31 protein-coding genes and 1 tRNA gene are annotated in these 23,858 nt (G+C 58.4%); 8 read left to right on the forward strand and 24 right to left on the reverse strand.

Going from position 1 to position 23,858, the window contains the following annotated elements; all coding sequences use genetic code 11:
- Nucleotides 1–148 precede the first annotated feature (148 nt).
- The 14 genes from LDJ84_RS22605 to LDJ84_RS22670 form a co-directional block, all read right to left on the reverse strand.
- A complete protein-coding gene (locus tag LDJ84_RS22605; RefSeq protein WP_226045432.1) occupies nucleotides 149–490 on the reverse strand; it encodes a type II toxin-antitoxin system RelE/ParE family toxin in 342 nt (113 codons plus the stop codon).
- 5 nt (nucleotides 491–495) lie between these two features.
- A complete protein-coding gene (locus LDJ84_RS22610) occupies nucleotides 496–744 on the reverse strand; it encodes a type II toxin-antitoxin system Phd/YefM family antitoxin (protein ID WP_226045433.1) in 249 nt (82 codons plus the stop codon).
- Between the two features lie 100 nt (nucleotides 745–844).
- On the reverse strand, nucleotides 845–2,119 hold the full coding sequence (locus LDJ84_RS22615) for a hypothetical protein (RefSeq protein WP_226045434.1): 1,275 nt from the start codon (nucleotides 2,117–2,119) through the stop codon (nucleotides 845–847).
- Nucleotides 2,120–2,360: 241 nt separating this feature from the next.
- Nucleotides 2,361–3,650 (reverse strand): zonular occludens toxin domain-containing protein, encoded by a 1,290-nt coding sequence (locus LDJ84_RS22620; protein WP_226045435.1) that lies wholly within the window; start codon nucleotides 3,648–3,650, stop codon nucleotides 2,361–2,363.
- 3 nt (nucleotides 3,651–3,653) lie between these two features.
- Nucleotides 3,654–4,010, reverse strand: coding sequence for a DUF2523 family protein (locus LDJ84_RS22625; RefSeq protein WP_226045436.1), 357 nt, complete (start codon nucleotides 4,008–4,010; stop codon nucleotides 3,654–3,656).
- Between the two features lie 3 nt (nucleotides 4,011–4,013).
- Nucleotides 4,014–4,889, reverse strand: a complete 876-nt coding sequence (locus LDJ84_RS22630) for a permease (RefSeq protein WP_226045437.1) — start codon at nucleotides 4,887–4,889, stop codon at nucleotides 4,014–4,016.
- Nucleotides 4,890–5,491: 602 nt separating this feature from the next.
- Nucleotides 5,492–5,731 carry a major capsid protein gene (locus LDJ84_RS22635; protein WP_226045438.1) on the reverse strand — a complete coding sequence of 80 codons (240 nt, stop codon included), beginning with the start codon at nucleotides 5,729–5,731 and terminating at the stop codon, nucleotides 5,492–5,494.
- Between the two features lie 13 nt (nucleotides 5,732–5,744).
- The gene (locus LDJ84_RS22640; protein WP_226045439.1) at nucleotides 5,745–5,993 is read right to left on the reverse strand and encodes a hypothetical protein; all 249 of its coding nucleotides are present in this window, start codon (nucleotides 5,991–5,993) and stop codon (nucleotides 5,745–5,747) included.
- Nucleotides 5,994–6,155, reverse strand: coding sequence for a hypothetical protein (locus tag LDJ84_RS22645; RefSeq protein WP_156356619.1), 162 nt, complete (start codon nucleotides 6,153–6,155; stop codon nucleotides 5,994–5,996). It lies immediately after the preceding gene.
- A gap of 15 nt (nucleotides 6,156–6,170) precedes the next feature.
- A complete protein-coding gene (locus tag LDJ84_RS22650; RefSeq protein WP_226045440.1) occupies nucleotides 6,171–6,497 on the reverse strand; it encodes a hypothetical protein in 327 nt (108 codons plus the stop codon).
- A gap of 227 nt (nucleotides 6,498–6,724) precedes the next feature.
- Entirely contained in the window at nucleotides 6,725–6,931 is a 207-nt protein-coding gene (locus LDJ84_RS22655) for a hypothetical protein (protein ID WP_226045441.1), read from the reverse strand.
- A 63-nt stretch (nucleotides 6,932–6,994) separates the two neighbouring features.
- The gene (gene pflM / locus LDJ84_RS22660; RefSeq protein ID WP_263987023.1) at nucleotides 6,995–7,225 is read right to left on the reverse strand and encodes a DUF5447 family protein; all 231 of its coding nucleotides are present in this window, start codon (nucleotides 7,223–7,225) and stop codon (nucleotides 6,995–6,997) included.
- Between the two features lie 3 nt (nucleotides 7,226–7,228).
- Nucleotides 7,229–7,657, reverse strand: coding sequence for a hypothetical protein (locus tag LDJ84_RS22665; protein ID WP_226045442.1), 429 nt, complete (start codon nucleotides 7,655–7,657; stop codon nucleotides 7,229–7,231).
- Nucleotides 7,657–7,872 (reverse strand): hypothetical protein, encoded by a 216-nt coding sequence (locus tag LDJ84_RS22670; RefSeq protein WP_024763389.1) that lies wholly within the window; start codon nucleotides 7,870–7,872, stop codon nucleotides 7,657–7,659. Before LDJ84_RS22670 ends, LDJ84_RS22665 begins: the two co-directional genes overlap by 1 nt.
- A 114-nt stretch (nucleotides 7,873–7,986) precedes the next feature.
- Here LDJ84_RS22670 and LDJ84_RS22675 point away from each other — a divergent pair, with 114 nt between their 5' ends.
- Together LDJ84_RS22675 and LDJ84_RS22680 are read left to right on the forward strand one after the other, a co-directional pair.
- Nucleotides 7,987–8,262, forward strand: coding sequence for a hypothetical protein (locus tag LDJ84_RS22675; RefSeq protein ID WP_024763388.1), 276 nt, complete (start codon nucleotides 7,987–7,989; stop codon nucleotides 8,260–8,262).
- A gap of 79 nt (nucleotides 8,263–8,341) precedes the next feature.
- Complete coding sequence (locus LDJ84_RS22680) at nucleotides 8,342–8,614, forward strand: DNA-binding protein (protein ID WP_226045443.1); 273 nt, start codon at nucleotides 8,342–8,344, stop codon at nucleotides 8,612–8,614.
- A gap of 203 nt (nucleotides 8,615–8,817) precedes the next feature.
- Here LDJ84_RS22680 and LDJ84_RS22685 read toward each other — a convergent pair whose 3' ends face one another.
- The 3 genes from LDJ84_RS22685 to LDJ84_RS22695 are packed head-to-tail and all read right to left on the reverse strand — an operon-like array spanning nucleotide 8,818 to nucleotide 13,201.
- Complete coding sequence (locus LDJ84_RS22685; protein ID WP_226045444.1) at nucleotides 8,818–9,975, reverse strand: hypothetical protein; 1,158 nt, start codon at nucleotides 9,973–9,975, stop codon at nucleotides 8,818–8,820.
- A complete protein-coding gene (locus LDJ84_RS22690) occupies nucleotides 9,975–12,182 on the reverse strand; it encodes an ATP-binding protein (RefSeq protein WP_226045445.1) in 2,208 nt (735 codons plus the stop codon). The genes LDJ84_RS22685 and LDJ84_RS22690 overlap by 1 nt, the downstream gene beginning before the upstream one ends.
- A gap of 29 nt (nucleotides 12,183–12,211) precedes the next feature.
- Complete coding sequence (locus LDJ84_RS22695) at nucleotides 12,212–13,201, reverse strand: DNA cytosine methyltransferase (RefSeq protein ID WP_226045446.1); 990 nt, start codon at nucleotides 13,199–13,201, stop codon at nucleotides 12,212–12,214.
- An 83-nt stretch (nucleotides 13,202–13,284) separates the two neighbouring features.
- Between LDJ84_RS22695 and LDJ84_RS22700 the strand changes: the two genes are divergently transcribed.
- From LDJ84_RS22700 to LDJ84_RS22715, 4 genes are all read left to right on the forward strand, one after another.
- Nucleotides 13,285–14,478, forward strand: a complete 1,194-nt coding sequence (locus LDJ84_RS22700; protein ID WP_226045447.1) for a restriction endonuclease — start codon at nucleotides 13,285–13,287, stop codon at nucleotides 14,476–14,478.
- Complete coding sequence (locus LDJ84_RS22705) at nucleotides 14,479–14,976, forward strand: very short patch repair endonuclease (RefSeq protein ID WP_226045448.1); 498 nt, start codon at nucleotides 14,479–14,481, stop codon at nucleotides 14,974–14,976.
- 51 nt (nucleotides 14,977–15,027) lie between these two features.
- Nucleotides 15,028–15,819, forward strand: coding sequence for a hypothetical protein (locus LDJ84_RS22710; RefSeq protein WP_226045449.1), 792 nt, complete (start codon nucleotides 15,028–15,030; stop codon nucleotides 15,817–15,819).
- Nucleotides 15,820–15,925: 106 nt separating this feature from the next.
- Nucleotides 15,926–16,924: a tyrosine-type recombinase/integrase gene (locus LDJ84_RS22715; RefSeq protein WP_226045450.1), complete on the forward strand. Its 999-nt coding sequence runs from the start codon at nucleotides 15,926–15,928 to the stop codon at nucleotides 16,922–16,924.
- Here the strand turns inward: LDJ84_RS22715 and LDJ84_RS22720 are convergent.
- The 6 genes from LDJ84_RS22720 to dapA all read right to left on the reverse strand — a co-directional run bounded on the left by LDJ84_RS22720 (nucleotide 16,904) and on the right by dapA (nucleotide 21,456).
- A complete protein-coding gene (locus LDJ84_RS22720) occupies nucleotides 16,904–17,584 on the reverse strand; it encodes a PIN domain-containing protein (protein ID WP_226045451.1) in 681 nt (226 codons plus the stop codon). The genes LDJ84_RS22715 and LDJ84_RS22720 overlap by 21 nt on opposite strands.
- Before the next feature lie 167 nt (nucleotides 17,585–17,751).
- A tRNA-Ser gene (locus LDJ84_RS22725) sits at nucleotides 17,752–17,841 on the reverse strand.
- 95 nt (nucleotides 17,842–17,936) lie between these two features.
- Complete coding sequence (purC, locus tag LDJ84_RS22730; protein WP_038803299.1) at nucleotides 17,937–18,647, reverse strand: phosphoribosylaminoimidazolesuccinocarboxamide synthase; 711 nt, start codon at nucleotides 18,645–18,647, stop codon at nucleotides 17,937–17,939.
- Between the two features lie 29 nt (nucleotides 18,648–18,676).
- The gene (locus LDJ84_RS22735; protein WP_038803298.1) at nucleotides 18,677–19,435 is read right to left on the reverse strand and encodes an MBL fold metallo-hydrolase; all 759 of its coding nucleotides are present in this window, start codon (nucleotides 19,433–19,435) and stop codon (nucleotides 18,677–18,679) included.
- On the reverse strand, nucleotides 19,374–20,564 hold the full coding sequence (gene bamC / locus LDJ84_RS22740) for an outer membrane protein assembly factor BamC (RefSeq protein WP_226045452.1): 1,191 nt from the start codon (nucleotides 20,562–20,564) through the stop codon (nucleotides 19,374–19,376). Before bamC ends, LDJ84_RS22735 begins: the two co-directional genes overlap by 62 nt.
- Nucleotides 20,565–20,577: 13 nt before the next feature.
- Nucleotides 20,578–21,456 (reverse strand): 4-hydroxy-tetrahydrodipicolinate synthase, encoded by an 879-nt coding sequence (gene dapA / locus LDJ84_RS22745; protein WP_024763379.1) that lies wholly within the window; start codon nucleotides 21,454–21,456, stop codon nucleotides 20,578–20,580.
- Between the two features lie 170 nt (nucleotides 21,457–21,626).
- Between dapA and LDJ84_RS22750 the strand changes: the two genes are divergently transcribed.
- The gene (locus LDJ84_RS22750; RefSeq protein ID WP_024763378.1) at nucleotides 21,627–22,184 is read left to right on the forward strand and encodes a glycine cleavage system protein R; all 558 of its coding nucleotides are present in this window, start codon (nucleotides 21,627–21,629) and stop codon (nucleotides 22,182–22,184) included.
- Nucleotides 22,185–22,196: 12 nt separating this feature from the next.
- Nucleotides 22,197–22,667: a peroxiredoxin gene (locus LDJ84_RS22755; RefSeq protein WP_024763377.1), complete on the forward strand. Its 471-nt coding sequence runs from the start codon at nucleotides 22,197–22,199 to the stop codon at nucleotides 22,665–22,667.
- Nucleotides 22,668–22,726: 59 nt separating this feature from the next.
- Here LDJ84_RS22755 and LDJ84_RS22760 read toward each other — a convergent pair whose 3' ends face one another.
- The gene (locus LDJ84_RS22760) at nucleotides 22,727–23,806 is read right to left on the reverse strand and encodes an AI-2E family transporter (protein WP_065086041.1); all 1,080 of its coding nucleotides are present in this window, start codon (nucleotides 23,804–23,806) and stop codon (nucleotides 22,727–22,729) included.
- Nucleotides 23,807–23,858: the final 52 nt, after the last annotated feature.

Genomic DNA, 23,858 nt, shown 5'->3' on the forward strand with positions numbered 1-23,858 from the left:
TGGCGGAGAGATAGGGATTTGAACCCTTCAAAAATCCGCACACGCCTGCACATTTCCTTCACTATCAATTAGTTACGACCAGCACAGCGCACTCTAACCCACTGTAACGCACTGCGTTTTCGACACTTTTTCGACACTGTTCCAGGGCTCAGATACCAACCAGGCAGTAGCGGATAAGGGCTGCTTCGACGTCCTGCTTCTGGCGCAGGACCAGCTCTACGGCGATCACGTTTTCGTGCTCGTACACCTCGTAGAACACGCGGTAGCCGTCGTGGTTGAGTTCGCGATAGCGGGTCACACCCAGGTCGCTGGCCTGGCGGCTGACCGGGTAACCCACGGGGGCATCCTGCAGCCTGGTCAGGATCTCATCGATCAAGCCGTCGATCTTTGCTGCAGCAAGTTCGGGAGGGTGGTAATCGGCCAGGTGTTCTTCCTGGTCCTGGATGCTGAAGACTGCCGTTTCAGTGAAGCGGATCTCGCGTACTGTCATTTCGCTTACTGCTGTGTGCGTCGCTTGGCCAGTCGGGCTTTGAGTTCGTCAGCAGAGCAATGCTTGCCTTCAGCGTACTCACGCGAACCCATGGCGAGCAGCTTCACCAGGGCGATAGCCTGGTCACGGCGCTTACGCTCGGCGTAGGACTCGACTACCAGGGTGGGCACGCCGTTCTGCGTGACGACCATCGGCTCGTCAAGGTCGAGATCTGCGGCATGCCGCTTGAGGTAGCTGATCGTTTCAACGCGCATGGTTGAACCTCCTTACTGGGAGCGCCATGGATGTCGGAGGCGCTTGGAACTGTATCGGCAGGTTAGGCCAAATTTAGACCGAATAGCAACCACACCCGGATCAAGCGGCCATTCCATAGCGGACGTACCGCTCCTCCAGCTTCTTGGCCAGGTGCTTCTTCAGCCAGGTAGTGGACCGGCCCTTTTCCCGGTAGTACTCCTCGATCAGCGGGAATATCGGCAACGACTTGAGTGCGGCCCAGCAGGACAGGAAGTCCATGCGGTTACGCGCGAAGAGCGTGATGGCGTTGCCCAGCATCAGCTCTATGTTCTTTCCCGAGAAGCCCCGGGCGGTCTTGTAGTAGCGGCGATAGAAGAAACGGTCGACTGGTGCGAGAAATCTCGCGTCGCTGTGCAGTAGCGTCCACAGCGGGTCCACGTAGCCTGGTCGGTGCAGAAGCCGGAAGTTGTCCAGGCCGTACTCGAATAGTCCCTGCAGGTGGGTGGCCAGTTCGGCAAAGGTGGTGGATCCCAGTACCGCGCCGGATGCGTCGCAGGATCCTTGCGCGAACTGCTCAACGACCGAGTGATGGAAGCGGAACTCCAAGCGGTAGACCTCCTGGTCGGGGTCGTAGTTGGCCGGGTCCGCGTCGAAGGGGTTGTCCTGGTCCTGCCAGCGGTTTTCCCAGTAGTCCAGCTTGTCCACGGCCTTGGCCTGGCGGGTCTTGTTGTAGAGCGCGCACTGCATTGCAGCGGCCGAGCCGAACAGGAAGGACTGGCCACGGCTATAGGTGGCTGCCAGCTCGTCGAAGACCACGTCGCCGATGCCATCGAACTGGCGCACGTTGCGGGATTTGCAGCGCATGCGGCTGACCAGGCTGGAGGGTGGCGTCCAGCCCTGGAAGTCCACTGCGAGGTGGACAGCGCATTGCCTGGGCTCTACTGCGAGGAGGATCTCGCTGGCCAGATCGCCGAGCATCACCTGCAGGTTGGCCGGGGAATGCTGCTCGATCAGGTGGGGGCTGACTTCGATCTTCAAGTGTGGGCCGGGGGACTCGGCCTTGACGTTGTAGTTCTTGATCAGCAGGACCAGTCCGAGGTCTGCGTTCTGCAGCTTGAACTGGTAGCCGGAGTCCCGCCCCACCCGTCCGGGATGCCATTGTCGTCCCGCGAAGTCGACCAGCTCCGTGGCTTCGAACAGCGCCAGGACTTCGGGACGAAGCACGCCGGTGTAAAGCTGACGGACCGTGTCGACGTGACAGCCGAGGATCCGCACCGCGGAAAGGTCGACTGAGGATCCGTTGCCTGGGTCCAGGAAGAAGCGACCGGAAGCCGACTCTTCAAAGTTGCCCGCGTCGTCGAAGTGAATGCGGATCAGGTCTTTGGGTGCCTTCATCGTTCATGCCTTCCTGTGTTGGTGTGTGTCGATACAGAAACTGTTTAAAGACGTGCTACAGGCTCGTCTGGCGAGACCCGCCGCCGGCCTACCGCTCGTGCCTTACGCTCTCGGCCGGCGGCGGAACTCGCCGTTCAGAACGGGAATGGCAATGCAGGCTGGATCAGCTGCAGCGCGGTGAAAAATCCGAGTGCAAAGGCGAGTACGAGCAGCCCGAGGGCGTTGATCAGTCCAGGCAGGTTCATTGTTTCCTCCAGGGGCGTGAGGCGTATTCGCTGTCGGGCACGACGACCAGGTGCGGTGGTGACGCATTCGAGGTCGTCGGCGCCGATGGGGTGTTCACGGAGAGTTGCACCTGGTTGGATGCCGGCCGGGGGATGGCGCCGACGCAGGTGACTGTCTGCTTCCACCTCTCGTACATCAGCTCGGCAATGCAGGCGCCTTTGCTGCGGATGGCATAGCCGGAGCCGACCAGGTCCCAGCTGGTCAGGTCGAGCCGGCGGCCTTCGGCGTCGAGGAAGGCGAACATGTATTGGTCGCCTTTCTTCTTGCTGTAGAGGTGGGCGGTGATGGTGATGCTGCGGCCGGCGAAGGGATGCGGGTTCAGCTCAGCAAGCGGATCAACTGGCCGATCAGGTAGAGGCTGAGCAGGAACAGTCCCAGGCGCAGGAGGACGCGCCGCAGGATCCACAGCAGCGGTTTTCGCAGGGGGCGAAGCAGTGCCCGCAGGAGCTGCCACAGCAGGCGTGGCAGGGGCTGGAGCAGCGTTGCCGCCGACGACCTTGAGAGGTCCCATATAGCTGACAAAGCCAATAGTGCAGGCCAGCAGTGCCAGTAGAAAAACCAGCTTAGGGGACCGGAGCAGACTCTTGCCGGCTTTGGTGTCCTGGGTCTTGCCGGTGGCGGTGGACTGGTAGAGGGCGAAGGTCTGCTGCTTGATTCGCTTGTATTCGACGATAGTGCCGTCGGCGGGTGGTCGGTTGAGCTGAGCGTCATGCTGGGCCTCCTTGTAGCGGCCGGGGATGCCGATCACTGCGAGGTTGGAATGCTTGTAGGCCATCTCGCTGGTCATGCGGATGTCGTCGCGGATGTAGCTGATGTTCGGGGTGGTCAGAACGATGTCCCAGTTGAAGTGCCGGTGCCGGGTCCAGGCATCGAGCCAGCCCATGGGGCGGTCGGCTTCGTGCGCCGCTTCGGGGCCGCCGGGGTAGTCGAATTTCTCCAGGTCCTTTTCACGCCAGGACTTGGGGAAGAGCAGCTGGGTTTCGTCGAAGATCAGGAACGCGCCGCGGGGTGCCCACTGGAACCAGCTGCGCATGCGGTCGAGGTCGGCCAGGGACTCGAGATCGAGGTTGATGATTTCGGTGGTGTTGGGCAGGTCGGGGAAGACCTCGTAGGCGCGCTCCAGGGTGAAGCCGCGGACGTTGGTGATGATGACGCGGCCTTCCTTCAGCGCCGGGACGGCATCGTCCTGGATCGCGCCGGAGGTCTTGTACGAGCCATTAGGGCCGTGGTGAATCTTGATGGACATGGGTCACCTCCCGATGAAGGGCACGAAGCGCATGCAGAAGCGCGTGACGGCCGCGACGAAGATGATGTTGAGGGCCTGCGGGACGCCGAAGAACGACAGTGCGGAGGCGATGGGGGCCGGTAGCGCGGCGTATATGGAGCGCACCAGCTGGCCGACGCCAAGGCCTTCGATCAGGTCGTTGGCAACGGTGAAGCTGACGTCGATCAGCAGGAGGAAGGTCTGTAGCGCACCGACCATGGCGGCCTTGGTGGCGACGACGAGGCCGTCCTTCACGAAGTCGTAGACGCCCTGGGCGAAGAAGTTCCAGAGCCACTGGAAGAAGCCGAGGATCTGGTCGAGAAAGCCGGAGAGCCATTCCATGAGTCACTCCTTGAGGATGATGAGTGCGGCGATCACGGCCGCCATCAGCAGCAGTGCGAGTCGCAGGTTGGAAAGCTGGTCGGCGTAGTCGGCGACACAGAAGCGGTAGGACTTTTTCCAGACGGTGAAGGAGTCGCACGGCAGTTGGCCGCCGCCGGCGGAGAGCTGGAGGTTGAAGGCGCGTTTCATCTGGTCGACGTTGGCCTTTACCTTGTCCTTGAGTTCCTTCTTGGCTTCGTCGAGGCGTTGGTCCCACTCTTCGTTGGCTTTGTCCCAGCTGCCGGCGTCGGGGGTGTTCAGGCCGGTTTCGGGGCCTTTGCCACCGCCGCAGACGTAGCCCTTACTCGGGTCGCATTCGCCCTCGCCCTCGCCGTCGCCATCGCCATCGCCATCGCCATCGTCACTGCCGTCGTGATCGCCGTTGCCACTTCCAGAGCCATTGCCTGAGCCATTGCCAGAGCCGTTACCCGATCCGCCGCCGTCATCGTCGTCCCAGCAATCGCCGTCAACATCACAGGGCTCACCGGAGTCGTCGTCTTCGCCGTCATCGGCGCCACCGCCTTCGTCACCGTCTCCCGTGGGCTCAGCTACACAGGCAGTGCCGGACCAAGCCTGACCTGCCGGGCAGCCGGGGTCATCCGGGTCTGTCGGTTGGGTTGGGGAGTCCGGAGGCGAATCGGGATTGGGTGGATCGCCCACGTCGGGGCCGGGTGCGTCTTCACTGCTGCAACGCTCGCCATCGCTGGTCATGGAGTAGTTGCAGAAGCCGGTGTCGGTTGAGCCGCTGAGCAGGTAGCAGGATGCGGCCTTGCTGCTCGCCGAGCCGTACTGGCAGCCGGCGCTGCACACCGTGGATGGAGGTGTACTGAGGATGTACACGCGACCAGAGACGGTGGTCGCCGGGGAATCAGACCCTCGCGTCAGTAACTGCTGCCCCGCCTCACAGGATGGCAGCGCTTTGCAGGCCTCACCGTCCTTGATTTGATCCGCAGAGCAATCGCAGCCACCGGTAGCAACGTTGTAAGTCTGCGCAGGGGGGCATGAACTCCCGTAGCGATTGAGCCCCATGTAGGAGGTCCTAGGTAAAACATTGTCAACTTTCGGTGTGCCTCTAAAGATGCACTGGTAATAAGTCGGCCGTTCAAAATAGGACGATCGGGGGTCGTACTTGAAATCAAGAGTCGGGCTCTGCAGTTTGTTGGCTACATACCACTCACAGCCTTCCGTGACGGATGTCGCGTAATAACCTGAGTTCACGTACCAGCGATAGAAGTCGCTGGCCCCGGCTTGCCCAAGCATCACCAGCAACAACAGCCCTAAAGAAAGCCGCTTCATGGTGTTCCCCCCAAGCAAAAAGAACCCCGCCGAAGCGGGGCTCAAGTTCGGCACATTCGGTGCGATCAGAAGAATTCGCCGCAGCGGTACCCGGTGATGAAGGCGCCGGCGAAGAACGCCCCCAACCACACCGACCACAGCACCGGTTACGCCTTGCGCAACATGCTGTAGATCAGGCCTGCGCAGGCGAGGATGACCAGGGCGCCGACGATGTAGCCGCCGATGTTGGACATGTCCTGCTTGCCGTCGCTGATAGCGCTTTCCACCGCCGAGGTGTCGATGACGCTGCCGGCCCAGGCGGGGACGGTGCTGGCGGCGGTCACGGCGCCGGCGATGCACAGGTTGCGGAAGGCGGTTACCGGGTTGATGTTTTGCAGTGCGTTCATGGTTGTTACCTCTCTATCGGGCTTTACGGAGAAGTGACGCGACCCAGCCCGTCAGCAGGCCCGTCACGAAGGCTCCCAGGACGCCTGCAGCACCCACGCTGAAGGCCTCCAGGGAGAACCCGCCGTTGGCCAGGAGCTCCACGGCTCCAGCGGCTTCGGGCGGTATCAGGTAGGCCTGTTGCCATTCGAGCTGCTGGCAGCGCATCAGGCCGTCCGCGGTGGACGCCCAGCTGGTGCAGACCTGTATGGCAACAACGCCCATTCACTCGTCCTCCACGTCGTTCAGCTCGGTCAGCTCGATGCAGTCCGGGCAGATGTGGCGGGTGGGTTCGGGCAGCAGAGCGGGGGCGACTACCGGTTCGTTCCACAGGTGGCCGATGGCGCTGCCGCAGCGATCACAGAAGAGGTAGCCGTCCACGTTCATGTGCCCTCTCCTCTCTTACGCAGCGGCTTTGGGCGCTGGGCTGGGGGTGGGTGTGCTGGTGCTGTGCGAGCCCGGCACGACGGCCATCAGGTGGGGCTGGCTCTTGCCGCCGGCGGCGTTCACCAGGGTGGCGATGAACTTGCGCGGGCCGGGTTTATCGAGGTCGGTGATCTGGTCGAAGACGGTGGTTTCCGCGCTGACCTTCTGCACCAGGTAGCCGCGGTTCTGTTGGCGTTCCTGTTCGGTCATGGGTTCGCGGGCGATGATGGCGGAGCAGTAGGTGCGGCCTTCGACGGTGACTTTCTTGACGTTGAGGCAGAGGGCTGTGAGTTCGAATTGCATGGTGGATCTCCTGGTTCGCCCTTTTTCGGGCGTGAGTTGGCCCGCTGCTGCAATGCGGCTGGTTTTGCCGTTCATTCAGCGGGGGTGTTGGTGCTCGTTGGTGATCGTGGGGTGGGCGATTGGCTGGGTTTACACCAAGGGGCTCCGCCCCTTGTCATCCCCGCCCTCGCCGGGTGGCAGGCCGCCCCGGTCGGTAGAGCTGCCCGGGACAGCCGCCGTCAGGCTGTTCAGGGCGGGGCGCGGTCAAGGGTTCGCTTCGCCCGGCGCTCCGTTTGTCCGAACGGTAGGGCGTGTTCGGACAAGCCGGTGCGGCGGCCCTGGACCGGGTTGGCCCAGGTGCGGACGGTGTGGCGAGCGTGGTAGCGGCCCACCACCAGCGCGTAGGCCACCAGCAGCAGCCAGAAGATCAGGTGCGGCACGGGGTCAGTGACCATGGTTCAGCCCTCCAACTCGAAAGGCTCGCGAATGGGGACGAAGGGTGTCGGCTTGCCGCTGTCCTAGACAACGTGCCAGTACTTCGGCGGTCGGCGGCTTGGGTCGTGCTTCACGCAGTAGGAACGGCGAGCGCAGAACCAGCGGCCATCGAGCAGATAGGGGCGCCCAGGGGGCTGGCAGTCGGCGCACAACCACTGGTTGGGCAATACGGGCCCCAGCCTTGTGACATAGCACACAGAGCAGTCGCAGCCCGCTGCGTGTGGGCGATGCAGGTAGTGGGAGATGAGTTGCATGGCTCATGCCTTCACCTGCTGTTCGATCACGCGGTAGTTCTCGCGGGAGCGCTGGGGGCCGACGCGGTTGGTGAGGATGCAATGGAGCCAGAGCTCGCAGTTGCCGCGTGTGTCGGCGGTGTAGGTCTCGACCCAGCGGGCACCGGCTTGGGAGCCGGCGTGAGGCACGCTGCATTGCACGACGTAGCGGCCGGCTTGGGGACTAGTGTCGTCGCCATCGCGGTCGCGCGGGATCAAACCGCAGCGCTTGGAGGCCTGATAAGCCATGTGAGAAAGCTCGGCACGCTCGCACCAGTCGATCACGCCGAAGTCATGGAGTGCAGTGAGGTAGCCCAGGAGCTGCTCGCGCTCGTTGGCGACCTGCTCCGCCGATACGTAGAGGATCCGTTCCATGCGCTTGGCCACTCGGTTGAGGGCGTCGACGAAGTCCATCAGAAGTCCTCCTGTTCCAGGAGCTGCTTCACCACCAGGGCGACGTTCACCATGCGATGCCGGCCCATGCGGAGGGTGGGCAGATAGCCCTTGTCGATCCAACCGCGAACGCGGTCCTGGTCTTCCCCCATGCGAATCCAGATTGCGAATTCCCGCCAAGGCATCAAAGGCGGGCAGTTGACGAATTGCTCGGGCTTGAGTTCTTCCAGTTCCATGCACATTCCTGCACTATCTGAATGGATTTACGAACGCCAATATGCACATAGGGCATATGTACATATTGCACTTTCAGATTGAGTAGAGATGCAGGAAAAAGCTGGTGCTGTTGTATGAATGAGGGCGATGTGACGACTCGCGGCCTACAGCTGCTGGCAATCGCAAGCATTAAAGCGTTGGCAGATGCTGGTGACACTGAGTACATGCGATGGCAGAACATCAAGCGCGGGCGCGCTCGGCTAGGTGCGGACGAAATCGAAATACTGGCGAAGGTGTATCCCCAGTATCGCTGGTGGCTCATAAGCGGTGATGTAATGCCAGACAAGGGGCAGACCAGCCCCGATTACGATGAGGCAAATGAAAAATTGCCCGCACCAAGCGCGGGATAACGCTGACACGGAAAGCAGCGCTGCGTTGGTTCAGGAAGGGATAGCGATGAAGATCGAGTTACCTGGTGCCCTCTGAAAAATGAGAGACCGAATAATCACCATCCTTGAGCGAAAAAAGCTGACAGCCAAACGGCTAGAGCAGCTGAGCGGAATCGACCGGGAAAAGTGGTACGCCCTTCGAAAGGGTGCACGTCGAGTCAACGAGGACGACATCAAGGTCATCGTAGAGATCGCGCCCGAGTACGCGCTGTGGCTGGTCTCCGGCAGGATTGAGCCTGCAGTAGGACAGACCAGCCCCGAATACGATGAAACGCTTGAAAGCTTGCCCAAAACCAACATGGAATGGAGTTGACAAGAAAGGCTACCCTGCGTTGGTCAAACGGGGTGACAGCTCGTACGATGAGAAAAAATTAAGCCCCCCACACTTAAATCGGGAGATTTTAATGCCAAGAGCAGCGTTCTCAATCGAGCAACAGATTTGTTAGCCAGGGGGCAATCGAAAGCCCCCCGCCCGACAATCTGAGCTATCCAAGTACACTCGATAAAATAATCAAACTACCCCGCTACAACCTCTTTCTTAGGGGAAAGCCCGGAAATAAGGGAATCTGCTATATTATCAAAATTCAAGTCTGGAACCCCAAATCTACCATAGTAACGCGCAAACTTAGATTGAACCGCCTCAGCAAACGGACTATCTAAAGTAGTAAGACGCTGATACTCCTCTGCTGCGGCCAACACTGAAAGTGAAACTTGAGATAGACATTGAAAATCCACCACTAAATTTGGAACGAACGAAGTTCCTGGCAAAAACTTATATCTTTCCGGCTGACCATCAGATATTTTTCTATTATCACCAATCAAACCAATTAGCTCTTTTCTTTTCGTCTTGGAGACCGTATCTCCCCGCTTTAGCATCTCGGCCAACTCGAAATACTCGGGAAATTCCTCAACTCTCTTACACTTAACCAGAAGAGCACTTTCAGCCTTACATTTCTCCAAATCACACGCAGGGTTTATAACCAAATAAAACCCTTCATCAGCCTTCCCTTTATAGATATCACCCAAGCGAACATCACCATCAAAAGATGGCCAAATATAGTATTCCACCGGATGAATAGTATTCACATAGCCAGGCTCAGAATTAAAGAACTTTCTAACTGAGTCCACACTTAGAGCACTTGCCAAACGACGAGCCAAGAGATAAGCCACGTCGTTATTCTCCTCCAGCTCCACTACATCCTTCCAATGCCCCTCAACATGCTCCCAGAGGTACTTTCTCTGCTGTTCCTGAATATATCTAATCAGACTAGGAAGCTTTGTATTAAAAGCCTCCCTGACCAAATTGGAAAGTCCATCCTGCCCTTTCCTGGAGACCCTAACAAATGGGCTCTCCAGGTGGGCGACCTTCTCCGGAAATCCTGTATTAAAAATAACAGGAGTGAACTGAGACTCCTTCAATACCGAAAGAATCTTCTCACCACTCAGGACAGCCCCAGGCGGGCTGGCACCATCCGAAGCGGCATCCTGCAAATCCAGAATAATAAGGTCAAAGTTACCTGTAGCAACTAAAGCCGCAGCTTCTTGAAAGTTATTGACAGTTGTGCAAACTACCGAATCACCCTCAATGAAGTCCTCTTCCTCAAAGGTCTCCACCAGAAGATCCAGCATTTCAGCATCATCATCGAATATTAAAAAATTCCATTTATTACCCATCATACTCTCCTTTTTAATGTAATCCGGAATGCCGCGCCGCCCAACGGATTAGAGTCCATTAGCTCCAAACTACCACCGTAGTAGTCTGTAACAATATCTCCTACTATAGAAAGCCCCAAGCCGACACCATCACTCTTGGTAGTAAAATATGGCTCAAATATAAGCTCTCTATTTTCCCAAGGAATTCCCGGCCCGCTATCTGCGACGATTATCTCTATAGCACCCGACTCATTTCGACGCACGGATATAGCAATGACTCTAGACTCTGGCGGAACCACTCTTAGCCAATACAAACTATTCTGAAGAAGATTGACCATAACTTCTTGAAATTCAGAAGAGTCGATGCTAACCAAAGTTTCCGAGCTGGGCGCGTCGAACTTAACCTGCAATCGCTGAAAATCTTCCTCCAGCACATCATATGAGTTTCTGATCAGTTTCTCGAGATAGAGCTGAGCAGGCTTTCCACGCCTCCGCCCTCCAAATGGCTCAATTCTCTTAAAAACACCATCGAGCACAGCACTTTGCTCTAGTATCTTTTTAAACCTCTCAAGAGACTTAATTAAGAAGGGACTTTCATCACCCTTTTTATTAAGTTTTTCAGCACTTTCCAAGCCAAGAGTAGAATAACCTACAATCTTAGCGAGCGGATGCCTTCCTTGGTGAAGCAACCGATCAATCAACTGCCCTAATGTGGCCAAGCCGTGATAGCGCGCAATTACTGATTTTATTTCCGAGATTTTCTTCTGAAAATCCCGCTCAACCTTTTCGACCAAACCAAGTGCAACAGAATCTTGTTTTTCCGCAAGATGCCCTTTAATCCCATCAAAATCCAAAGGCTCAAACAAACCAGGCTGCTTAGACTCATCCTTTTCCGTTTTTTCTGACGAGATGTTTTTCTTATAGTGCCGCCTATAAGTTTCCATACGCGACAGTATAGAAATCATAATCTCTCTCAGATCAAAATAGGCCTGATTCTCTCTCAAGCCTTCCCGGTTAGACTGATCCTGCAAGTCTGAATTACCATCTGCAGTTATTTGCACATAGCCAAAGATTTGGTTATTTGAAATGCGTAAAGATGGATTCTGGACACGACGAAGGTCTAATCGAAGCCAATCATTATTCGGTTCCCCATACGGCAAGACCCTGAATCCGTCGCGATAGATATTGACACCAGCAAAAGCATCTAAATCCTTTCTGACATTAGAGATTGAACTCTTAACCATCTGAACAATGTTCCCGAGATCGTCTCGATCCCAGATACGAAGTTCGATATTAAGCGGCCCACACTCAGGAGATCTAAACTGATCACTTTCCGACAAATGAGATACGTCGATAAGGTCCCATCGACCTTCCTCTACGGGCACTATCCTTCCCTTCAGATTTACGGGATTTCCAGATGCAACCACGTTAAATGTCAGATCATACATACCGGCTTTATCAACAAAACCAGAAACGGTATAGTGAGGATACTTAACGGCCTGAGGAGGCTCAATTGTTCTCGAGAACTTCTCGAACGGTTTTGGCGCTGAGATTTCTATATCAAATCCACCAATCTCTGAGAATGGCGAAACTAATCTAGATAGCCCCCGCTGCAAAGCAAGAAAACCCATTTCATCCCAGGAGTTTCTAAGCCCTCCCATGGAAAGAACTGTTCCCTGGGCCCCACCCTCAATACTGAAGAAACCCTTCGGCCCGACCGATGAGTTCTCGACGATAACTTCAGGCTCTCTTTCCCGAGTTTCGATTCTTACCTCATCAAGAAATAAGTTTTCATCATCGAACTGAGTCCAATCGAAGTATGCGTAAGACTCTTTAGCGTCACCGGCCTTCCGACTTTCAAGCCGCAAGCTTGTAGCGAGTCTTGCGGCCGCGAATCGTCCAACCCCTTTTTCACCGAGCACGCGGCGAGAACCATCAGGGCTATTCTTGTTATTTTTTTTACTTGGTGTCGCTGGCTGCATCCAGGCTGACCTGATAGTAGCCAAGTTCATGCCCACACCGTTATCGATTACTTCTATTCCCCCCGCGCCCGCCACAAGCTCTTCTGAGAACTTGATCAATACCTTCTTAGCATCTGCGTCATAAGCATTCTTCACTAGCTCAATGATAGCTACCGTATCACTACTTATTAACTCTTCACCGAGAGTCTTCATAATACGAGCGCGTGGCCTGAAGACCGCGCCTTGCTCTTCTTCAGTACTCTCCATAAATCCCTCTACAAAGTAATAGTCGCTGACTAAGCTGCCTCGTCACGCTGCAGACCAACTATATTTCCCTTTCTCATGAGTGCCGATACGATTGCCTCCATCACAGGGGAGCAAACGGCATTTCCCATAAGCTTGACTCTATCCCGACGGCTGACCGGAGGGAACTCATACTTATCAGGGAAACCCATTGCCCGGCGAAGCTCATCGGGCTGGAGCATGCGCATCATGTGGCCCTCCGGAGTCGGCCTCACGTAGGCGAATCGGTCGACGGTGGTGATGGTTCGCAACGGTTCGCTCATCCGCTGCCAGCCACCGGCACCGTCGGTGCCGTAATAGACGATGAGGAAGGCCTTGTCCGGGCCAAGTTCGGCGATGGCACGATCTGCGCGTGCCAGTGTGTCCTTGGCGCGGCGCTCGGTTCGCAGCGGGTTCATCTTGTAAGTGCCTTCAGGCGCCAGGATGTCCCAGACCGTCCGGTAGCTCGGGCGAAGCGGGAGGATCTCCTGCGGCTGCTCCTGCAGGTCGGCAATCATGAAGAGCCGGCGGCGACGTTGGGCGACACCAAATAGCGACGCATCAATGATCTGCTCGTGCACTTTGTATTTGAGACGAGCGAGTTCGGCCTTGAGTTCGTCGTAGCGGGCCCAGGGCTTCATGTGCACAACGTTTTCCAGGGTGATCCAGCGCGGCTTCATGGCTTCGGCGTAGCGGATGACCTGGAAGGCGGTGTCCTTGCTCTCTTCCGAGCGCGGCTTGGCACCACGGGCACAGGTGTGGTGGGTACATTCGGGTGAGGAGATAAGCAGATCGATTGGACCGGTTTTGGCCAGGACCTGCTCGGGCGTGAGCTCACGCAGATCCTGCTCGAAGACATGGGCATCCTTGAAGTTGAGCTTGAAGGACTCTACGGCCGGACCCCACAGGTCGACGCCGCCAACGATGGTGGCCCCTGCCTCCCGTGCGCCCAGGCTGGCACCACCAGCCCCGCAGAACATGTCAAAAGCGCGAATCTGTTCCATCGGAAAATCTTCCTTTTTATCGGTCTGGCCAGGCTACCAGGTTCCCGGCACCATTCAACTATTTTCGTGACCAAGGACAGTCTATGAGCGGCAACCTGGTGTACTCCCTGGAGCAGTTGGAAACCGCCGACCTGTTGATCGACGCAAGGTATGCAGGCGGGCGCAACGGTAACGCCAGTGATGACCCTTTGACCAGGCTGCTGAGCCTGAGCAACGGGGGTGGTTTTCGGACACGGGGCAAGTATGAGGACCCCAGGCTGATTGCTCTGAGCTCCAGCATGGAGGATCCGGACTGGCCGGATGACCTGGATCTGACAACAGGTGTCCTGACCTACTACGGCGACAACAAGCAGCCAGGACGCAAGCTGAACGACACTCCCCGCCGCGGCAATTTCCTGCTGGAGCAGATGTTCAGCCAGCTGCATGCCGGCGAACGCCACCGGATTCCACCGGTACTGATCTTCACCAAGGCCGGCCATTATCGCGATGTGGTGTTCCGCGGGCTGGCTGTGCCGGGCGCAATCGGGAGCACGCACAACGATGACCTGGTGGCGGTGTGGCACACCACGGATGGGCATCGTTTCCAGAATTATCGAGCGACGTTTACGGTGCTGGATCTGCCAAGCATTCCCCGCGCCTGGCTGCACGACATTATCCATGAAGGGGTGGCAGGAATCGACAGCCAACATGCTCCTGCAGCCTGGTTGAAGTGGATCAAGTCCGGGCAGTACACGCCTCTGATTGCCAAGCGTTCGCAGCCCGTGCGCTCAAAGCTGGAACAGCTGCCGGCAACAGCTACCGATAAGGCGATGCTGGCTCGGCTGCACCAGCACTTCCAGGGCGACCCTTATGCGTTTGAGCACTGCGCTGCTCACGTGGTCCGCTTATGCCTGCCGGATACGGTGGAGCTGGATCTGACCCGCCCCTATCGTGACGGCGGCCGGGACGGTATCGGTAAATTACGTATCGGCCGACCGGAAACTTCGGTGCTGGTGGACTTCGCGATTGAGGCGAAGTGTTACGGGCTGAGTAATTCAGTGGGCGTGCGTGAGGTGTCGCGGCTGATTTCCCGCCTTCGCCATAGGCAGTTCGGGGTGCTGGTGACAACGTCGTGGGTGAATGATCAGGCCTATTCAGAGGTCGTGGAGGATGGCCACCCGGTGATGATCCTGTCGGGCCGGGATGTGATCGAACTGCTGAAAGGGTCAGGCCTGAATACGCTGGATTCACTCGCCAAGTGGCTGGAGGCGACCTACCCGATCAGTAAGGTACTTTGAATGTGTGCCGATATCCTTACGCCCGAAGAACGCTCCCGGATGATGGGGAGGATCAAGGGGCGAAACACGAAACCGGAAATGGCGGTGCGCTCGCTCTGCCATGCGATGGGCCTGCGCTTTCGCCTGCACCGTAAGGATCTGCCCGGCTCACCGGATCTGGTCTTCTCGAAGTATCGGCTGTGCCTTTTCGTGCACGGCTGCTTCTGGCACCGCCACCCAGGATGCAAGTACGCCTATACGCCGAAGACCCGGCAGGATTTCTGGCTGCCGAAGCTGCAGCGGAATGTGGAGCGGGACCGGGAGAAAGAAGAGGCACTGAGGGCGTTGGGGTGGCGGGTTGAGGTGGTTTGGGAGTGTGAGACCAAAGATCTGGCCAAACTGCACGCCGGACTTTTGAGAGTTTTCAAAAAAGGAGAGTTTGAATGTTCGGATACAAATACCGAGCTACCAACGAGCCCCGGAATCCCACGCATACCAGCGAAAAATGATGTCCCGTGAGGTCTAGAAGCCAAGAAACATCCCCTTAGAAGCTCAGGTAGAGAAAAAGACGTGCTGACAGAAGTACTACTAGAAATAATCAAAAAACTAATAGATCTGGCAACCAGCCCCCTTGCATACTTCACATTCATTGCGTGCGCACTACTATGCTTAACCATCAGCATATGCAGCAACCACGCACACAGAAGAGTCCTACTCCTCTCCGGAATCCTGTTAGTCGGATTCGCCAGCGTCAGCCCGGAAATGATCCAGGAAGCGTTGAAAAACGACTATAGAGAAGCCGCATTCAAATCATCAAAATGCGGGGAGATACAGGCAGAGTGTCAAAAAAATGAAGAGAAAAAAATTGACGAAATAAAGAATCTCTATCTGAGTCTGGTATCAATGATATTTGGAGGCGTGGGGGGCGGTCTGATCGCAGGTGCCCTTACAATTCAAGCCACAGCCAAGAGCGAAGAGGAGGATGTAGCCCTGATAAAAAGCTGGATAAATAAAATAAGTGGTCCATTCGGGCTTTACTTCCTGGTTTGCTTTTCCTTCCTATTCGTAACATCACTCATCAACTTTACTCAAGATAACTACTATCAAAATAAGAAAATGAGCTTTACCTTATGGCTGGCCACGCTCGGAACAGCACTCAATATAATTAGACACCTACTCAGAGGCGGGAAATCAATAACAAGTCACTTCGCACAACTATTATGCGTAGTACTGATGTCACTTACACTATTAATCGCCAGCGACTCAGCAAGAATTCTATGGTGGCTATCCCCTTTAATTTTACTACTGATAGCACCTGGAATCCTGGCGTTTCTGCTGAGAAAAATAGCGTCAAACTGGTAACTGATCACAATACCTTGAAGCAACAGAGCATAATGACACCTGGAGACTGAACCACCTTATCAATCTCATATCTTTTCCACATTAAAATAATGTATGGAGAAGCATAATGAGCATAGAGATCCTCAGTGATAGGCGCTGGCTGGTTGACATTGAGCCCGTGAAAGGAAAGCGGTTTCGGCGACGCTTTAAAACCAAAGCCGAAGCACAACGCTTCGAAGCGCTGATGCGTCAGCGCTTGGCGCAGAATCCAGAGTGGAACCCCCAGCCCAAGGATCGCCGGCGGCTGTCCGAGCTGGTCGAGCGCTGGAGTGTTCTGCATGGTCATGCACTGAGCGATGGCGAGAACCGCACTCGGCTGCTGCTGCAGCTGGCCGCGGATCTGGGGGACCCGGTAGCGCTGCAGCTGACGGGCAACCAGTACACGGAGTATCGGGCGCAGCAGCTGGCTGCAGGGGCGCACGGCAAGACGTTGAACAACCGCCTGGGGTATCTGCGGGCGGTGTACAACGAGCTGCACCAGCTGGGCGAGATCGACTACGTGAATCCGCTGCAGCGGGTGAAGTTGCTCAAGCTCCAGGAGCGGGAGTTGACCTGGTTGGCTGAGGAACAGATCCGCACGCTGTTTGAAGCCATCAGGAAGCGCTGTAAGACGCCGCACGTGGAAATGGTGGCGAGAGTTTGCCTTGCAACGGGAGCGCGCTGGGGAGAGGCTGAGGGGCTTGTTCCTGGACGTGTACGCGGTGGTTGCGTGACCTTCGTGAACACGAAGTCGAAGCGGGCTCGGTCGGTGCCTATCGATAGCGTCCTCGAGGACGCCCTGCAGGATCACTTCGCCAGGTACGGGACTTTTTCGAACTGCCGCAACAGCTTCGATCAGACCATCAAGACCTGTATCACCCTCCCCGCCGGCCAAGCGTCCCACGTGCTGCGCCACACCTTCGCATCGCACTTCATGATGAATGGCGGGAATATCCTGACGCTGCAGAAGATCCTGGGGCATACGTCCTTGGCGATGACGATGCGCTATGCACACCTATCGCCGGATCACCTGCAGGATGCGGTACGGTTCAATCCGCTGAGAACGCTAAACACGCTCTGGCAGTGAATAGGTGATCTTCTGCCCTTTGACCTTCACGAAGCCTTGCTTGCACAGCGCCTGGTAAACGCGATCAGCCTCTACTGCGGGGACGTCCTTGCCGAGGGTTGCTCGGATGGTGCTGATCAGCGTTTTGGTGGAGGCCGGTTTGGAAGCCTTGCGGCGCACCAGGTCGACCATGACTGTCTTCAGGTGCGCATCGTTCGCGGGGGCGGCCTTTGCCGATGATTTCTTGACCGGCTTGGCGGTCTGGGCGCTCGCGGCACTGGCAGCCAGGGTGGCCTGCAAAGCGGGAAGCTCCTTGAAGCACGGCATGGCTTCGATGCATTCGGACCTGGTCGCCAGGATGCCTTTGCTCTCCAGGTGCTTCAGGAGCGGATCAAAGCCCTTGTCAGCCGATATGACGTGGAAGGAAGCCGTGGGATCTTCCAGGGCGAAGCGCCCCAGGTAGTAGGCAATGTGGAAGTCGAGTGCGTTGGGGCCTGCGGCGTCGATCCGGATGTAGTCGGCGCGCTCCCCCATTCGCTGAATTCCGATGACCAGGTCAGTCGATAGCTTGGAGTTATTTGGCCCCAGGAAGACCCGCAAACGAAAGTGCGCTTCCTGCAGCAGATCAAGCGATCTGACGGGAATGCTTTCGTAATCAATCAAAACGTAGTGAGTGCGCATCCGTTGCTGCTCAGGCTATCCATGCTCGTGGCATTTTGCTGCAGGCGCTGAGGGAACGGAAGCCGGCTTGCGTCGAGGGCTTCGACACTTTTTCGACACTGGCCCTGTCGCAGAAAAGACAAAGCCCCTGAAACTCTAGGAATTTCAGGGGCTTCGGCCATATGTAATGGCGGAGAGATAGGGATTTGAACCCTAGGAACCATTGCTGGTTCAACGGATTTCGAATCCGTCCCGTTCGACCACTCCGGCATCTCTCCGTGCGGCGCGCATGATACCAGCTTGAAGTCCGAACGCGAAGCTTTGTTTTCGGATTTTTTTGCGTGGTATCAGGCGCTTGCGTGATTTCGCCGGTTTACAGCGGCACGCCCAGGCGGTGGGCCACTTCTTCGTAGGCTTCGATGACGTCGCCCAGCCCCTGGCGGAAGCGGTCCTTGTCCATCTTCTTGCGGGTTTCCTTGTCCCACAGGCGGCAGCCATCCGGGCTGAATTCGTCGCCCAGGACGATCTTGCCGTGGAACAGGCCGAACTCGAGCTTGAAGTCCACCAGCAGCAGGCCGGCGTCGTCGAACAGCTTGCTCAGTACTTCGTTGACCTTGAAGGAGTAGGCCTTCATTTCGGCCAGTTGCTCCAGGGTCGCCCAGCCGAAGGCCTGGACGTGGGATTCGTTGATGAACGGGTCGCCCAGGGCGTCGTTCTTCAGGAACAGTTCAAAGGTCGGCGGGGTGAGCTGCAGGCCCTCTTCCACGCCCAGGCGGCGCACCAGGCTGCCGGCGGCGTAGTTGCGCACCACGCACTCGACCGGGATCATGGCGAGCTTCTTGACCAGTACTTCGTTGTCCGACAGCAGGGCGTCGAACTGGGTCGGGATGCCGGCGGCTTCAAGCTTCTGCATGATGAAGGCGTTGAACTTGTTGTTCACCATGCCTTTGCGATCGAGCTGCTCGATGCGCTTGCCGTCGAACGCCGAGGTGTCGTTGCGGAACAGCAGGACGAGGCGGTCGGCGTCATCGGTGGTGTAAACCGACTTGGCCTTGCCGCGATAGAGTTCTTCGCGTTTTTCCATGATGGGCTCCGCTTGCTTAAGGGTTGGGCTCAGGCGATGGTGCGCCAGTCGAGTCCAGAATGCTGATCGGCTACCTGCAGCCAGTCCGGGTCGCACCCTAGGGTGTCGACGAAACATTGCCGGGCCAGCTGCGGCGAGTTGTTCTTTTCGCTGAGATGCGCCAGCACGAGGTGCTGCAAGCTTTCCCAGCCCAGCTGGGCCACCAGTTCGGCGGCCTGCCGGTTGTTCAAATGTCCCCACTGGCCGCCAACACGGGCTTTGAGTGGGTAGGGATACGGACCGCGGGCCAGCATGTCGGTATCGTGATTTGCCTCGATGATCAACGCATCGAGGCCACGATAGCATTCCAGCACCTGCGCCGTGGCGGCCCCCAGATCGGTGAGCTGGCCAAAGCGCTTCCGGCCATCGGAAAACACGTACTGCAGGGGCTCCCGCGCATCGTGGGAGACGCTGACTGCAGTGACTTCCAGGTCTTTCAGTAGCAGGCGGTCGCCGCATCTGAGCAGCCCCGCCGGCGTCACCGGCTTGCGCATTCCCTGCAAGGTGCCGGCGCTGAGGTACACGGGTATTCGATGGTGCCGGGCCAGCAGTTCGACGCCGTTGATGTGATCGGAATGCTCGTGCGTGACCAGCACCGCGTCCAGCTGCCCGGGCTCTACGCCCAGGCGCGCCAGACGGCGGATGGTTTCACGCAGCGGGAAACCGCAATCGATCAGTATCCGGGTGTCAGAACTGCTCACCAAGGCCGAATTGCCCCGGCTTCCGCTCCCCAGGACCGCGAAGTGCATTCCGCATACTCTCCTGGAGTTTCTCCAACACGCCCTGCGCCACGTCAGCCGGTGCGGAAGTGTTGATGTCTTTGTCGACGGTGATCTGGACGGTATTGCTCACGCTGGTCAGGCGAACCTGGTAGCGCTGGGCCTTGGCGTCTTCCTCTTCCTTGGTCTTCTCGCCACCGCCGAACAGACGGCTGAAGAAGCCAGGCTTGTCTTCGTCCTTCTTCTTCGCGCCTTCGGCGATGTTGACGTAGTACACGCCCAGGCTGCGGTTGAGGTCGTCGACACGGATGTCGGCACGATCCAGAGCGCGGCCTACGCTGACCCAGGCACGGTCGAAGTCGGAGTCGACGGTCAGTACCGGGTTGCCGCTACCGTCCTTGTTCAGCTGGACGGCGCCGGGGGTGTCGTAATCCGAGTGGGCGGCGAGCAGGGAGACGGAGCCGCCCTTCTCGGCACTGGTGGCCATGCTGGCGATCATCTCGTCGAGCAGCGCAGCATCCAGGCTCGGCACCGCCGGCTTGGTCGGCCAGTCACCACTGGCGGTGCTGCCGGCCGGGTGGGTTTCGCTCAGCACGTAGACTTCACTGGTGTTGGTCTGCACGCCCGGCTCGATGCGTACGCGAACGCGCGCTTCGCTGTCGGGTTCAACGCCCGACACGCGGCTGCTCAGTCGACGCGCCAGGGGCGCGGAAAGCTGCGACAGCGGTTGCCAGTTGGTGCTGAACTCGCCAGTCTGCGGACGCTCGTTGGCGATGGAGAAGCCATTGTCCTGGAAGAACTGGTGGGCGACCGGCCAGACTTCCGCCGGCGGGCGCTGGGCGACCAGCCAGCGCGAATCACCGCTCTTCTGCAAGCTGAAATCGCTGACTTCACCAGCGCCGGACAGCGGTTGCGGACGTGGCACTTCGAACTCGCCTTCCTTCTCGGTGCTGGTGGCGACGTTCATCGGGATCGGCAACAGCGGGTCGAGCGGCTTGCTCTGCATGCCGTCGGGCACCTTCATCGGTGCCGTTTCGCGGGCGTTCAAGTAATCGTCGCCACGGTCACGGAAGTAGCCTTCCGGGCCCCACAACCAGCCGCAGCCGGAGGTGTTGCCGATAACCAGGGCGAGCGCAGTCAGTCCTGCCAGTCGCTTCATGCGAGGGAGCTCCTTAAGCCAGGACGCCGGTCTGGCGCATGGCCTGACGCAGCGGTTCGTGGCAACGCGGGCTGAGCCAGGTCAGAGGCAGGCGGATGCCCTCTGGAATCAGCCCCATTTCGTGCAGGGCAAACTTGACCGGGATGGGGTTGGATTCGATGAACAGGGTCTTGTGCAGCGGCATCAGACGATCGTTGATGGCGCGGGCAGCGGCGGCATCGCCACGCATGGCGGCGGCGCAGAGGTCGCTCATGGCGCGCGGGGCGACGTTGGCGGTCACCGAGATGTTGCCCTTGCCGCCCATCAGCATCAGCTCGACGGCGGTAGCGTCGTCACCGGAGTAGACGAGGAAGTCCTTGCCAACGCGATCCAGTACTTCCTTGCCGCGCTGCAGGTCGCCGGTGGCTTCCTTGATGCCGATGATGTTCGGCACCTTGGACAGGCGCTCCACGGTCTCGGGCAGCATGTCGCAGGCGGTGCGGCCCGGCACGTTGTAGAGGATCTGCGGGATGGCCACGGCTTCGGCGATGTGGCGGAAGTGCTGGTACAGGCCTTCCTGGGTCGGCTTGTTGTAATACGGAGTCACCAGCAGGCAAGCGTCGGCGCCACCGGACTTGGCGGCCTCGGTCAGCTCGACGGCTTCGCGGGTGGAGTTGGCGCCGGTGCCGGCGATGACCGGGATGCGGCCGTTGACCTGGTCGACTACGCGACGGATGACTTCCAGGTGTTCGTTCACGTCCAGGGTGGCCGATTCACCAGTGGTGCCGACCGCTACGATGGCGTTGGTGCCTTCCTGCAGGTGGAAGTCCACCAGCTTAGCGAGGCTGTCCCAATCCAGTCGACCCTGAGCATCGAAGGGGGTGACCAGCGCCACCATACTGCCCGCAATCATGCAACCGCTCCTGCCGGAAAAAGAAAGCCGTAATGGTACTGTCGCCACCGGCCACGCACAAGGTGACGCAGCGACCCGCGAACGACCAGACATTCCCCTCATCGGCGCTTTTCGCTACCCTTCCTTCTTTGTCGATGCGGCCCGCTTGGCCGCCACTCCAGGAAAGCTGCATGTCCGCCTCTCACCCTCGTGAACAATTCCTCCTGATCAGCGCTCTGGGCCCGAACCCGATGGAGTTGACCAGCGTGCTGTGCCGCACCTGCGTCGACAACCGTTGCTCGGTGGTCAGCAGCCGCCTGACCCGCCATGGCGAGTTCAGCGCGCTGATCCTGCAGATCTCCGGCAGCTGGGATGCCCTGGCCCGCCTGGAAGGCGGCCTGCCGCCCCTGGCCAAGCGCCATGGTTTCACCCTCAGCGTCACCCGCAGCAATGTCCACGTTACCCGCGCCCAGGCCCTGCCCTACGTGGCCTATGTCAGCGCCGTCTATCGCCCGGACATCCTCAACGAGCTGTGCCAGTTCTTCATCGATCACAACATCGAACTGGAGAACCTCACCTGCGACACCTACCAGGCGCCGCATACCAACACCAGCATGCTCAACGCCACCCTCACCGTGACGCTGCCAGCCGGCACCCAGATCAGCTGGCTGCGCGATCAGTTCCTCGACTTCGCCGATGCGCTGAACCTGGACGCGCTGATCGAGCCCTGGCGTCCGCAGCATCCGTAAGGAGAGAGCCCAATGGCAGTCGAACTGAACAAACCCGTCGCCGATTTCCAGGCCCCCGCCACCAGCGGCGTCGAATTCCGCCTGTCCGAACTCAAGGGCAAGCAGATCGTCCTGTACTTCTACCCCAAGGACAGCACGCCTGGCTGCACCACCGAAGGCCAGGGCTTCCGCGACAAGATCGAGGACTTCGCCAAGGCCAACACACTCGTGTTCGGCGTTTCCCGCGATGGCATCAAGTCCCACGAGAACTTCAAGGCCAAGCAGTGCTTCCCCTTCGAACTGATCAGCGACAAGGACGAAGCCGTCTGCCAGCTGTTCGACGTGATCAAGCTGAAGAAGCTCTACGGCAAGGAATACATGGGTGTTGACCGCAGCACCTTCCTGATCGACGCCAAGGGCGTGCTGCGCCAGGAGTGGCGCGGTGTGAAAGTACCCGGCCACGTGGATGCCGTGCTCGCCGCCGCCCAGGCGCTGAACCAGTAGCCACTGAGCCAGCTCCATGAAAAAGGCCGCTGATCAGCGGCCTTTTTCCTTTCCCGGCGTCACATCATCGGGCTGACCTGCGGCTGCACCGCCGATTGGCGCGGCCAGGCATCCAGGACAGCCTTCACCAGGGTCGCCAGCGGAATGGCGAAGAACACTCCCCAGAAGCCCCACAGCCCGCCGAACAACAGCACCGCACAGATGATCGCCACCGGATGCAGGTTCACTGCCTCGGAGAACAGCAGCGGCACCAGCACGTTGCCATCCAGCGCCTGGATGATCGCGTGGGCTGCCATCAGGTAGATGAACTGGTCGCTCCAGCCCCACTGGAACAGCGCGATCATCGCGACCGGGACCGTGACCACGACTGCGCCGATGTAGGGCACTACCACCGACAGACCAACCAGCAGGGCGAGGAGCGCCGCGTAGTTCAGGCCGAGCACGGCGAAGGCGATGTAGGTCACCACGCCGGTGATGAAGATCTCGATGACCTTGCCGCGGATGTAGTTCGCAATCTGCTGGTTCATCTCGTTCCACACCTGCTTCATCAGCCCGCGCTCGCGTGGCAGGTAGCGGCGGAACCAGTGGTAGAAGCGCCGACGATCCTTGAGGAAGAAGAACACCAGGATCGGTACCAGCACCAGGTAGATCATGATGTTGACCACCACCGGCAGGCCCGACAGGGAGAAGGTCAGCGCCCACTGGCCAAGCTGCCCCAGCTCGTTGCGCGCCGCCTCGACGGTACGCAGCACCTGTTCCTCGGTCACCATGTCCGGGTAGCGCTCAGGCAGCATCAGCAGCGTCGCCTGCCACTCGCCGAGCATGCCAGGCAGCTCGTTGAACAGGGTGAAGAGCTGCTTCCACAGCAGCGGCACCAGCACCAGCAGGAACACCGCGAGCAGGCCGAGGAACAGCGAATACACCAGCCACACCGCGAACAGGTGCGGCACGCGCAGGCGCTCCAGTACACCGACCATGCCCTGGATCAGGAAGGCGATGACCATCGCCGCCAGCACCGGAGCGAGCATCCCGCCGAAAGCCAGGATGACGGTGAACCCGAGCCCGAGAATGACCGCCAGCACTATCGCCTCCTCGTCGGAGAAATAGCGCTGCATCCAGTCCTGCAAAACCTTGAGCATGTAAGGGCCTACGAAACGACAAAGGGTAACGTCCCGGTTACCCGGAAACTTC

Source organism: Pseudomonas sp. HS-18 (assembly GCF_020401845.1).
In the GTDB taxonomy this organism is placed as follows: Bacteria; Pseudomonadota; Gammaproteobacteria; order Pseudomonadales; family Pseudomonadaceae; genus Pseudomonas; species Pseudomonas nitroreducens.